The sequence below is a fragment of the Streptomyces muensis genome, assembly GCF_021474425.1.
GTDB lineage: Bacteria > Actinomycetota > Actinomycetes > Streptomycetales > Streptomycetaceae > Streptomyces > Streptomyces muensis.
On the sequence record NZ_JAKEIP010000004.1, the window covers coordinates 16,651 to 28,675 of the forward strand.

Consider the following 12,025-nt stretch of genomic DNA (forward strand, 5'->3'; position numbering starts at 1 on the left):
GCCGTCAAGGCGACAACTCATCGAGTGTCTTGCCGGCTCTCGCCGTGGGAGGGAAGGCAGGCCCCATCCGACGCCCTCACACCGAGTCATTGGCGACTTGATGAGCGCGGGAGTCCATGGCGCCGTGCGAAGTCGGCGGCTCTCGGCTCCCGGAGGCGCGTCAGTGTGACCTGATGTCAATCAGCATGCACAGGAAAACGCCCGTGGGCCATGGGTACTTTTACCAACTCACATGGGACTCAAGATGTGGGTACTTGGCTTTGTGTCCACCAAACCGCGATCTGGGCTCGGCACCTGAAGTCGAGCTTTGCCCTGATGTTCTCGACATGACGGTCGGCGGTCCGCGGCGAGAAGCCCAGGCGGGCAGCGATCTGCCGGTTACTCATGCCCTCGGACACGAGTCCGGCCACTTCCCGCTCCCTGCGAGTCAGCGAAGGCGAGGCCAATGCTGCCGGAGCATCGCCGCAGTCACGGGCGACGCTCAGAGCAAACCCGATGGCTTCGACGGGGTTGTCGTACCGATCACCTTCCGCGAGTGCCTCCGCGTACGCCGTAGGTCCCAGCACCTGCAAGACCGCCTTCTCGCACTCCGTGTGCCCCTCGGTCAGATAGGGGGCAGCGCCGAACTCGGTGTTGCTCTGCCGGGCCAAGGCGTGCGCCGCACCGAGCAGTTGTCCGGCCCGCAGGTGGTCGCCACGGGACGCGAGTGACCAAGCAAGGATCTCCAGCAGTTGCCAGACCAGGATGTGGTTGTTGAAGCCCTGCTGCATCCCGAGAGCGTTCCTGATGAGCTCAAGGACCGCTTCACGATCGCCACGTGTGTATGCCTCATAGGCCAGAGCGCCCAGTGCCAGACCACGCCCCAGCCGCTCACCATGGGCTTCCGAGGTGGCGACCGCCCGCCGGCCGGTGTCCGCGGCCCTCGGGTCGCCCAGAACGGCCCGGACCAGCGCCAGCCTGCCAAGTGTGACGATCACATGGAACTCGTCCCTCAGCTCCGCAAATGTCGCAGCCGCGTCCTCGTAGTGGGATGCGGCTGCCTCCAGATGCCCATCGAACTGCGCCAGTGCACCACGCAGGTCTTGGAGACAAGCGAGCAACACGAGGTCGTCCTCATGCTCGGCCACTTTCGCGATCTCCTCCGCGTACCGTTGGGCAGCGGAGCGGTCGGCCTGGATCAGGGCCATCCGCGCCACGATCCACAGCGCCCGGCCGCGGGCCGCAGTGGGCTCGGGCGCGGCTGCCAGGACCCGGTAGAGAATGCGGCGTCCCTCCCCCAGGAAGCCGCCCGCGTACCAGTGGAAATACAACGCAGCGGCCAACTGGACCCCGGCCTGCGGGTCGTCGCAGCTCTCCAGAGCCTCTCGCAGGTTGCGGTGTTCGGACCGCAACCGGGCGAGACTTTCCGCTTGTTCGGGACCGCACCAGGTGTCTGCGAGCCGCGCGGTGAGAGCAAGGTAGAAATCACGGTGCCGTTGCCGAAGCCGCGCACCCCATACGGTCCCGGTGAGCCTCTCCGCGCCATACAGGCGCACACTTTCCAGCATGTAATAGCCGGGAAGGCCGTCACGCTCACATGTGAACACCACGGATTGGGTGACCAGCCCCTCGAGCAGCTCCAGTACCTCGGCCGTGGCGATGCCCTCGCCGACGCACACCTCCTCGACCGCGTCCAGCGTGAAGCCGCCGACGAATACCGACAGCCGGGTCCACAGCAGCCGCTCGGAGGGGCTGCACAGTTCGTAGCTGTATTCGACCAACGCCCGCAGACTGCGGTGCCGGGCGGTCACAGCCCGGTCACGGCCCACGATCAGTGCGAACCGATCCTCAAGGCGGGTGACCAGCTGATCGAGGGTCAGCGTGCGAAGGCGTGGAGCAGCAAGTTCGATGGCGAGAGGCAGCCCGTCCAAGTCCGCGCAGAGCCTGGCAGCAGAGGACCGGTTCGCCGGGGTGAGACAGAAATCCGGGCGAAGAGCCGCTACACGGTCCGCCAGCAATTCGAGAGCGTCCCGCTCCGCCAGAGGCAGAACCGGGAGCAGATACTCACCCGTGACGCCCAGCGCCCGACGGCTCGTCGCCAGAATCCTCACCTCGGCGGCGCGAGTCAGGATTTCATACACCAGTTCGGCACAGGCCTCCTGCAGATGCTCGCAGTTGTCCAGCAATACGAGAGCCCGGCGCCCGGCCAGGTGGTTGGCCACGCGCTCCGCGACGGGCACGGGACTGATGTCCGGAATCCCCACTGTGACCGCGACCACGCCTGCCACCGCTGAGGGATCCACGACGGGGGCCAGGTTCACCAGCCACACCCCGTCCGGGAACTCATCTCCGGACGCGGAGGCTATTTCGAGCGCCAGCCGGGTCTTGCCCACCCCTCCGACCCCCGTGAGCGTGAGCAGCCGGGCGGTTCCGAGGCGTCGACGCGCTTCGGCGATCTCCTCTCCGCGACCGACGAACCGAGTGAGAGCGGCAGGCAGACCTACGCCCGTCGTCCTGTTGGTCATCGCTGTGCGTCGCCTTTCGCACGCCCACGGGTTCTCAGGCGGGCCTTTTCGTACGAGTGGTCGGGCGCCGGCCTGACGGTCCGCTCCACCAAGCACGGCCGGCAGGGGAGGAAACCACCCGCGCAACGTGCGCATCGGCTCGCTCCTCCTCCCCCAGCGTCAAGCGCTCCAGTAGCCCCGCGCGCCCCGGACCACCGGCAGCCACAGGCCTCCGTCGGTTTCGAGGCACCGGCCAACCGGACCATCCGCTTCCGCTGGGGCCCGTATCGCTGTCAGGCGCCGCGACCGGACCGGAATTCGGCCGTCGCCTCGATCACATCGGCGAACATGCGTTCCGACGTTTCCGGCAGCGCGATGTTGTGCAGCATCGGGTACGCCAGATGCCGGACGGGGACGCCATCCGCCGCGAGCCTGGCAACATACCGTCGCCCGTCGTCCCGCAGAGGATCGTGGTCCCCTGTGACGATCACTGCGGGCGGCAGGCCTTCCATGCTGTCGGCGAGCAGAGGCGAGACGTATGGATCCATGACCTGCTCGGGCGACGCATACAGCCGCAGGACGGGTTGCAGGGCTTCCCACTGCCCCGGCACCTCGCGCATCGACTCGGACCCCCCGGCCAGATCCAGGGCCGGAACCAGCAGCACCTGACTCGCGAAGCGCGGGCCTTGCTCATCCCTGGCCAGCAGACACACCGCGGCCGCGAGGTTGCCGCCCGAGCTGGCGCCCATGACGGAGACATCGGAGCAGTCGACACCGAGCTCCGTGGCATTCTCGACGACCCAGCACGCCGCGGCATAGGCGTCCCGCAACTGGCCCGGGTAGGGGTTCTCGGGAGCCAGTCGATAGTCGACGTTGATCACCACGCTGCCCAGACCATCACATATGGTCCGGCAGTGGCCGTCGGTCAGATCGAAGCCACGCTCGCCACCCGCGAGCCACCATGCGCCGCCATGGAAGAACACGACCGCGGGAAAGGGGCCCTGGCCCGCGGGGCGGTAGACGCGTGCGGTGACGTCGCCTCCCTCGACCGGGATGGACAGATCCGTCACCGACTCGACAGCGGGCGCGGCCTGCGTCGTCACGTGCACCGCCAGTACGGCGGCGTGCGCATCGTGCTCCCCACGCACGGCGGCCACCTCCGCTAGCCATGCCTCGCGCGACTGCCCTTCCTGCGGCCGAGCAGGCGGAGGGGGAGGCTGCTGGCCCGCAGGGAGCGCCGCCATGATCTGACCCGCGAGAGCGGCCAGTTCGGGAGACATGTCGTTCGAGGGCATGATCGGGGCCTTTCGGGAACGGGGACGGCAGACCAGCGCCGGCACATGCGGACCGGCGTCACACGAACGCCGCGCACGGCGACACGACCCACCCGTGATCGTGACGGGCGATGGGCGCTCCGACCGTCGGCAATGGGCATCATCGGCTGCGGTCGACCATACGTCAACTGCTTTCCCTTGATCACTTTACGCCGTAACCAAGCAACAGCGCACTGAACCTACCTCCGAAGCTCACATGTCAGCCTACCTGCACTTTGCTTGCCAGATCGAGCCTCAGAGCCACGGAGTCAATGAATGTAAAGTGCTTTACGCGAACTACTTGACGCGAAGGTTAAGTGTCTGTTTCCTGAAGCACAGGCCACGCTCCTCTTCCCTCCCTCCAAACCCTCAGGAGGCATTCATGCGCGTTCCCACCGGTCCGAGACACCCCAGCCGAAGCCGAAGCCTGCCCAAGGCGGTGGCGGCGGGGGTGACGGCCGCTCTCCTCCTCACCGCGTGCAGCGCCGGCGGCGAGGCGGCGGCGGGCAAGCCGAACACCGAGCCCGCAGGAGTGGGCGACCTTCTGACGGTGGCGTACCAGGCGGCACCCCCCACGCTGGACCCGGCCAAGATCGACCAGGCCTTCGCCGGTTTCGTGAACCCGGCCTACGAGCCGCTGATCCGGAGGGCCTCGGACGGCTCGCTCAAGCCCGCTCTGGCGACCTCGTGGAAATACGTGGGGAAGGGAAACAAGCTCTTCGAACTGACCCTGCGTGAGAAGGTGACGTTCGCCGACGGCGGATCGCTGAGCGCCGACGGTGTCGTCAAGCACCTGCGGTACGTGCAGAAGACCGGTGGAGCGTCCGCGGCGTTCCTGCAGGGCGCCACGTTCACGGCCTCCGGCGACCGCACCGTGCGCATCAAGTTCGCCACCCCCAACCCGGTGGTGCCCGACATCCTCACCCAGGACTACGTCATCGGCGATGTCATCAGCCCCAAGGCGCTGGCCAAGCCGACCGCCCTGGCCACGTCGACGTCCGGTGCGGGGCCCTACACGCTCGACCCGAAGGCGACCGTGGCCGGCGACCACTACACGTTCGTCGCCAACCCTCACTACTGGAACAAGTCCGACGTGCACTACAAGCGCGTCGTCCTGCGCGCCATAGCCAACCCGAACACGGCGATCAACGCGCTGAAGACCGGCCAGGTGGACGTGGCGTCCGCCGACTACTCGGTCAGCGCCTCGGCGAAGTCCGCGGGCCTGCAGATCGTGCAGACCCCCTTCGTCATCCAGGGCATCAACTTCCTCGACCGGGACGGCAGTCTGCTCAAGCCACTCGGCGATGTGCGGGTGCGCCAGGCCATCAACTACGCCATCGACCGCACTGCCATCAGCAAGGCCCTGCTGGGCGAGTACGGCGTACCCACGAGCCAGTTCACCGTCCCCGGCGGTGAGGGCTACGTCGCGGAGAACAAGAACGCGTATCCCTACGACCTCGCCAAGGCGAAGCGGCTGCTCGCCGAGGCCGGATACCCGAACGGCTTCACGCTCCCCATGCTCTCCCTGCCCTACGCCGGGATCGGGACCATGGCGCAGGCCCTGAGCGACCAGCTCGGCAAGGCCGGGATCCACGTCAAGCTCCGCACCCTCAACAACCCGAACGCCTACCTCAAGGAACTCTCCGGGGGCGACATCGCCTCCGCCGCGGTGGGCTACGGCTACCAGCCGACGTACATGGAAGGGGTCGGGCTCTTCATGCCCACCGCCCCTGTGTTCAATCCGCGCAAGAGCACCTCGCCCGAGCTCACGCGCCTGTTCGGCGAGCTGACCACGGCCTCGCAGCAGGAGCGTCCCGCCGCGGCCAGAGCCATCCACGACTGGCTGGTCGACAACGCCTGGTTCGCCCCCGTCGCGGCGAGCCCGGTCTTCTACTACGCGCGCGCGAACGTGGGCGGTCTGAAGGTCTCGGCCAAGAGCCCCCTGGCGAACCTCGCGGACTGGTACCCGGTCCGCTGAATTCCAATACGCCCGTGATGACGTCCGGCCGGTCCACGGCCGGCGTCACCGATCTCACCGGAAGGAGGCACACGTGCGTCGCATTGTCCGATGGTCCGTGACTTCGACGGTCCTCACCTTCGCCGTCTCGGCACTGACCTTCGTCCTGGTGTCGCTGACGCCCGGCGACGCCGCCCGTGCGGTCCTGGGCCGTGATGCGACGCCCGAGCAGTACCGCCAGCTCAGAGCCCAGCTCGGCCTCGACGAGCCGCTCGCGGTCCAGTACTGGCACTGGCTCGTCCGCGCGGTCCACGGTGACCTCGGCACCGCTCTGTCCACCGGGCAGCCGGTGCTGCGGACACTCGAGCAGCGGCTGGGCCCCTCGCTCAGCCTGATCACCGGGGCGCTTGTCGTCTCCGCACTCCTGGGCGTCGGCCTCGGCGTGCTCAGCGCCGTCCGCGGCGGTGCCGTGGGCCGCGCGCTGGACCTGCTGTCCATGCTGGGCCTGGCCCTGCCCTCGTTCTGGCTCGGCCTGGTCCTCGTCGCGGCCTTCGCGGTGGCCCTTCCGATCTTCCCGGCCAGCGGGTACGTCCCCCTCACGGACTCACCCTGGGAATGGCTGCGGTCGCTCGCCCTGCCGGTTCTCACCCTCGGAATCGGCGGCTCCGCGACGATCGCGAAACAGACCCGGGACGCGATGCTCGACGAGATGGGCCGCGACTACATCGTCCTGCTGCGCGCCCGCGGACTGCCCGAACGCTCCATCGTCCTGCGTCACGCACTGAAGAACGCGGCTGTCCCCGTGGTGACCGTCCTCGGGCTCCTGTTCGTCGGACTGCTCAGCGGCAGCGTGCTGGCCGAGACGGTGTACGTGGTGCCCGGCCTCGGCAGCACCGCGGTCACGGCCACCCAAGCGCACGACATCCCCCTCATCCAGGGCGTCGCCCTCTGCTTCACGGTCATCGTCATCACCGTCAACCTGCTGGTCGAACTCCTCTACGGCCGGCTCGACCCGAGGAGCCGTGGATGACCCCGTCAGCATCGCCGGCCACCGCGCCGACCGCCGCCGAGCGGCCCGCTCCCTCCGTGCCCGGCGTCGGCCGGCGCCTGCTGCGCCGCCCGGCGGCCGTGACAGCCATCGTCTTCCTCGCTGCCGTGATCGCGGCGGTGCTGCTGGCACCCGTCATAGCCCCGTACGACCCCCTCGCGCAGGATCTGCAGAACATACTGGCGCCGCCCAGCGCGGCGCATCCGCTGGGCACGGACACTCTCGGCCGCGACGTGCTGAGCCGGCTGCTGTTCGGAGGGCGCAGCACACTGACGGGCGCGGCGGAAGCACTCGTCGTCCTGCTCCTCATCGGCGTTCCGGTGGGTGTGAGCTGCGGCTACTTCAAGGGAGCGTACGACGCCGCCGTCATGCGCGTCGTCGACGTCCTGCAGTCGATTCCGGTGATCATCCTGCTGCTGGTGGTGCTGTCGGTGTTCGCCGACAGCGAGTCCGCGGCCATGATCACCCTGGGTCTGCTGGGGCTTCCCGGGCTGATCCGCGTCCTGAGGGGCAACACCATGGTGCTGCGCGACACCCTCTACGTCCGGGCGGCGCGCTCGACGGGACTCACCGAACTCCAACTGGTGCGCCGTCATGTGCTGCCCAGGCTGGTCGGTCCGGTCATCGTCCAGAGTTCGCTCTTCGCCTCCTCGGTGGTGCTGGCCGAGACCGGTCTCGGATATCTCGGTTTCGGAGTCCAGCCGCCGGCACCCTCCTGGGGCAACATGGTCGGTGAGGCGGCCGGGGTGATCGACCGCCAGGCGTGGCTGCTGGTGCCGTCGGGGGCACTCATCGCGCTGCTGGTGCTGGCTCTCGGCGTGCTCGGCGACGGGCTGCGTGACGCCTCGGCCGAGGCGTGGTCCGGTCTGCCCGCCGCCCGCCCGGCCAGGCGCCGGCGATCCGCCGGTCCGGGGCGGGAGAAGGCCGGTCCGGCCGAAACCCGGCGTGACGGGAGCGAGCGACGTTCCGGTGAAACCTCCGCTCCATCCGAGCGGCGTGCTCCGGCCGATGGTGCTCTGCTGTCGGTGCGGAACCTGACGGTGGCCGTTCCCCTCGGCGGTGAGCTCACGACCGTCGTCCGCGACATCGACCTGGATGTCCTGCCCGGCCAGACGGTCGGGCTCGTCGGTGAGTCCGGCTGCGGCAAGACCGTGACGGCCATGGCGGTGCTCGGGCTGCTCAGAGGCGGTGGCCGGATCACCGCCGGACAGGTCCTCTTCGAGGGCCGGGACCTCGTGGGCTTGAGCGGGCGCGAACTGCGTGCCGTCCGGGGGACGGGCATCGGGCTGATCGCCCAGGACCCGATCGGCAGCCTGGACCCGGGGTTCACCATCGGTTCACAGCTCGCCGAGGTCGTCCGACTCTACGAGCGGTGTTCCCGCGGGCGTGCGAAGGCCCGCGCCGTGGAGCTGCTGTCCCTCGTCCGCATTCCCGAACCCGCGGCCGTGGCCGCCCGCTACCCGCACCAGGTGTCCGGCGGCATGGCGCAGCGGGTCGGCATCGCGCTGGCCCTGGCCGGCAGTCCTCGTCTGCTGATCGCCGACGAGCCCACGACCGCACTCGATGTGACCGTGCAGGCGGAGATCCTCGATCTGCTGCTCTCCCTGCGGGACGAGAAGGGCATGGCGCTCATCCTCGTCACCCACGACTGGGGCGTCCTGGCGGATGTGTGCGACGAGGCCGTGGTGATGTACGCCGGCGAGGTCGTCGAACGTTCCCCGGTGGACGAGGTGTTCCGCATGCCCGTGCACCCGTACACGACGGCCCTGCTCGAATCCAACCCCGCCTCGACGGTCCGCGGGAGCCGTCTCGACGCCATCGGCGGCACCGTGCCGCCGCCGGGCGCCTGGCCCGACGGCTGCCATTTCCAGGACCGTTGCGGTCTCGTCCAGGACGTCTGCCGTACCTCCCCCGTGGCATTGCGTCCTCTCCCCGACGGTCGTAGCAGCCGGTGTCTGCGGCATGATGACGCCGCCCGGCTCAGGAAGGTCAGCCCATGAGTCCGGACCCGCGCGCCCACGGCAACGGCAGCGACATCCTGCCCGCCGCCCCGCTCCTCGAAGTGAGCGGGCTGACAGTCACCTATCCCCGCGGCCGCCGCCGGCCTCCCCTGCGCGCGGTGGACGGCGTCGATCTCGTGCTCGACGCGGGCCGTACCGTCGGTGTCGTCGGTGAGTCGGGCTCCGGCAAGAGCACACTCGGTTCCGCCATTCTCGGTCTCGTCACCCCTTCCGCGGGGTCCGTCCGTTTCCGGGGACGTGACATCACACGGCTGGGCGGAGCCGACCGCCGGGAACTCGCCCGTGATCTGCAGGTGGTCTTCCAGGACCCCTACGGCTCGCTCAATCCCACCCAGACCATCGGTGCCACCCTCGCCGAACCCCTCCGGCTGAACCTCAAGTGGGACGCCGAGCGGGCCTGGGACCGTGTGGAGGACGTGCTGCGCCGCGTGGGCATGCCGCCCGGCACCGCGCACCGCTACCCCGCGCAGTTCTCCGGAGGCCAGCGTCAGCGCATCGCGATCGCCCGTGCGCTGACGATGGAACCCGCACTGGTCGTCTGCGACGAACCGGTCAGCGCGCTGGACCTGTCCGTCCAGGCACAGGTACTGAACCTGCTGGCAGATCTTCAGTCGGAACTCGGTATCGCCTATCTCTTCATCTCGCACGACCTGTCGGTGGTCCGTCACATGTGTGACGACGTCGTGGTCATGTACCGCGGCCGGATCGTGGAGAGCGGACCCGCCGACCGGATCCATGAGCGCCCCGGACATCCGTACACCCGGGCGCTGGTGGACGCCGCACCGCTGCCCGACCCCGCTGCGCAGCGCCGGCGGCGTGCCCGCCGCGCCGCATCGCGAACACCTGATCAGCAGGCCCTCCTCGGCAGCGGACCGGGCTGCGCCTACGCCCCGCGATGCTCGCTCGTCCAGGATTCCTGCCTGACCACGGTCCCCCCTCTGGAACGTTCCCGGGACGGGCATCTCGTGGCGTGCGTACGACGTGACGAGGCGCCGTGAGGCATCGGGGCGGTGTGCCGTACCCGGCGGACGAGTACGGCACTGCTCTGACAGCAGAGGAATCGAACGGGTGGGGAGAGACGAAAACCGATGAGCAACGACAGCATCACCATTTACGACGTGGCATCGAGAGCCGGTGTCAGCATCAGCACCGTGTCCAACGTGCTCAACAAGCCGAAGCGGGTGAACGCGGATACCCGCGGCCGGGTACTCGCGATCATCGACGAACTGGGTTTCGTGCCCCGGGACGCCGCGATCAGCCGGGCTCGTAGGGGCGTCGGACGCATTGGAGTGATCGCGCCCTTCACCGCTCACGAGTCGTTCCGCCGCCGGTTGATCGGCGTGCTGAAGGAGGCTTCCGAGCAGGGCAGCGAGGTCGTCGTCTGGGACGAGGCGTCGGCGGCCGCGACGACATCCCCCCTGCTGTCGTCCCTGCCGGTCAGGCGCCGCCTGGACGGCCTGCTCATCATGGGACTGCCCGTGGACAGCGCCGTGGTGGACCGGCTCATCGGTACCAACCTGCCCGCCGTTCTGGTCGACACGAGCCACCCACGTCTGAGCTCGGTGACCGTCAACGACATCACGGGCGGATACCTGGCCGCCCGTCACCTCCTCGGCCTGGGGCACCGGCACATCACGGTGGTCGGTGAGCAACAGGTATCGGACCAGTATGTCTCCCAGGGCCAACGGCGATTCGCCGGCATCGAGCGAGCACTCGCCGAGGCCGGGCTGCCCCCCTCACACATGGAGCGGGTCGTCGCACCGGGTACGGACGTGTCGGCCGGGCGCGCGGTGGTCGCCGCGCTGTGGGCAGCGGGCCGGAGGCCCACCGCGTTCTTCGGGCACTCCGACGAACTCGCCGCCGGAATCCTCGCGGAACTGCGTTCCCTGGGCGCCGAGACACCCACCGGTGTCGGTGTCGTCGGCTATGACGACGGCCCACTGGCGGAGGCACTCCGCATGACCAGTGTGCGCCAACCACTTGAGGAGAGCGGGCGGTTGGCGACCCGGATGCTGTACACCCGCATCGCGGGGCCGCAGCCCGTGGGGGATACCGTCCTCGATCCCGAGGTGATCGTCCGCGGTACATGAGACCGCGGCCCCGAGACCTCCTTCGGAAGGAAAGCGTTACAAGTGACCCCGGAACTCGAAGCGTTCATTCGCTCCCTCATCCAGGTCGTACCGACCGATGAGCTGGCATGGCCCGAACCCGCGCCCGCCACCCCGTCGGATCGGCACGACTGGGAGCTGCGTGTCGCGTCCCTGCGCGAGGCGCACAACCAGCGGACCCTCGACGTCGCGTCGGCGGCGGGCACCCTGCTGCCCTTCTCACCGCCCACGGCCGAGGTGTCGGTGCCGGTCGAAGGCGGGCAGGTGACAGCGCAGGTGTACGCGCCGTCCGGCGAACCGGGTCCGCACCCGGCCGTCGTCCACTTCCACGGTGGCGGCTTCTGGATGGGCGACGGTTCGGTGCTGCGCCGGCTCGACGGTCCGTGGTGCCACCAGCTGGCTCAGGACCTCAACGCCGTGGTCATCAACGTGGACTACCGCCTGGCACCCGAGCACAGGTTTCCCGTACCCGTCGAGGACGGATACGCGGTGGTCCGCTGGGTGTCCGAGAACAGCGCCGCCCTCGGTGTCGACCCGGAACGCGTCGCTGTCCACGGCGTCAGTGCGGGTGCCTTCGTCGCGGCGACCGTCTGTCTCCTCGCCCGCGCGCGTTCCGGCCCGCCGATCCGGTTCCAGGCGCTGATGGCTCCCGCCGTTCTCGTCGATCCGGCGGCCCGCTACCCCGCGGTCTCCTCCCTGCCCGGACTCGACGAGGCGGAGATACGCCGCTGTGCCGAGCTTCTGATGGGGCCTGAGCCGTACGACCCGAGGTCGGTCTCGCCGCTGCTCGCGGAGGACATGTCCGGTCTTCCCGACGCTTTCGTGGCGACGTGCGCGTTCGACGTCCTGTGCGCCGACGGTGAGCGGTACGCCCAGCGGCTGTCGGACGCCGGTGTGCAGGTGACCGCCCGACGCTACGACGCCGTCCATGTCATCGCCCGTCCGGAGACCGACGCGCAGCGCTACGCCGACCTTCTCTCGGCTCTGCGCGGTGCTCTGGCACCGCGACCACGGGACTGACCGGCCGGACGGCGGGCAGCGGCCTCTCGCCGGCTTCGGGAGACGGCTTGCCCGCCGACACGGACAACCAGGCGA

8 protein-coding genes are annotated in these 12,025 nt (G+C 69.1%); 6 read left to right on the top strand and 2 right to left on the bottom strand.

Annotated features, from left to right (window positions below; translation table 11 throughout):
* Window positions 1-239: 239 nt before the first annotated feature.
* Together L0P92_RS01705 and L0P92_RS01710 are read right to left on the bottom strand one after the other, a co-directional pair.
* A complete protein-coding gene (locus L0P92_RS01705) occupies window positions 240-2,504 on the bottom strand; it encodes an ATP-binding protein (RefSeq protein WP_234760578.1) in 2,265 nt (754 codons plus the stop codon).
* Between the two features lie 272 nt (window positions 2,505-2,776).
* Entirely contained in the window at window positions 2,777-3,763 is a 987-nt protein-coding gene (locus tag L0P92_RS01710; protein ID WP_234760579.1) for an alpha/beta hydrolase, read from the bottom strand.
* 415 nt (window positions 3,764-4,178) lie between these two features.
* Here L0P92_RS01710 and L0P92_RS01715 point away from each other — a divergent pair, with 415 nt between their 5' ends.
* From L0P92_RS01715 to L0P92_RS01740, 6 genes are all read left to right on the top strand, one after another.
* On the top strand, window positions 4,179-5,774 hold the full coding sequence (locus tag L0P92_RS01715; protein ID WP_234760580.1) for an ABC transporter substrate-binding protein: 1,596 nt from the start codon (window positions 4,179-4,181) through the stop codon (window positions 5,772-5,774).
* 73 nt (window positions 5,775-5,847) lie between these two features.
* A complete protein-coding gene (locus tag L0P92_RS45370) occupies window positions 5,848-6,783 on the top strand; it encodes an ABC transporter permease (protein ID WP_308289595.1) in 936 nt (311 codons plus the stop codon).
* Window positions 6,780-8,801 (top strand): dipeptide/oligopeptide/nickel ABC transporter permease/ATP-binding protein, encoded by a 2,022-nt coding sequence (locus tag L0P92_RS01725; RefSeq protein ID WP_234760582.1) that lies wholly within the window; start codon window positions 6,780-6,782, stop codon window positions 8,799-8,801. The genes L0P92_RS45370 and L0P92_RS01725 overlap by 4 nt, the downstream gene beginning before the upstream one ends.
* On the top strand, window positions 8,798-9,820 hold the full coding sequence (locus L0P92_RS01730; RefSeq protein ID WP_234760584.1) for an ABC transporter ATP-binding protein: 1,023 nt from the start codon (window positions 8,798-8,800) through the stop codon (window positions 9,818-9,820). The genes L0P92_RS01725 and L0P92_RS01730 overlap by 4 nt, the downstream gene beginning before the upstream one ends.
* 90 nt (window positions 9,821-9,910) lie before the next feature.
* Window positions 9,911-10,912 (top strand): LacI family DNA-binding transcriptional regulator, encoded by a 1,002-nt coding sequence (locus L0P92_RS01735; protein ID WP_234760585.1) that lies wholly within the window; start codon window positions 9,911-9,913, stop codon window positions 10,910-10,912.
* Window positions 10,913-10,954: 42 nt separating this feature from the next.
* Complete coding sequence (locus tag L0P92_RS01740; protein WP_234760586.1) at window positions 10,955-11,950, top strand: alpha/beta hydrolase fold domain-containing protein; 996 nt, start codon at window positions 10,955-10,957, stop codon at window positions 11,948-11,950.
* Window positions 11,951-12,025 lie beyond the last annotated feature (75 nt).

Excerpts from the sequence above, each read along its gene's own strand:
- L0P92_RS01705 (WP_234760578.1), bottom strand. The coding sequence starts at position 2,504 with ATGACCAACAGGACGACGGGCGTAGGTCTGCCTGCCGCTCTCACTCGG.
- L0P92_RS01710 (WP_234760579.1), bottom strand. The coding sequence starts at position 3,763 with ATGTCTCCCGAACTGGCCGCTCTCGCGGGTCAGATCATGGCGGCGCTC.
- L0P92_RS01715 (WP_234760580.1), top strand. The coding sequence starts at position 4,179 with ATGCGCGTTCCCACCGGTCCGAGACACCCCAGCCGAAGCCGAAGCCTG.
- L0P92_RS01725 (WP_234760582.1), top strand. The coding sequence starts at position 6,780 with ATGACCCCGTCAGCATCGCCGGCCACCGCGCCGACCGCCGCCGAGCGG.
- L0P92_RS01730 (WP_234760584.1), top strand. The coding sequence starts at position 8,798 with ATGAGTCCGGACCCGCGCGCCCACGGCAACGGCAGCGACATCCTGCCC.
- L0P92_RS01735 (WP_234760585.1), top strand. The coding sequence starts at position 9,911 with ATGAGCAACGACAGCATCACCATTTACGACGTGGCATCGAGAGCCGGT.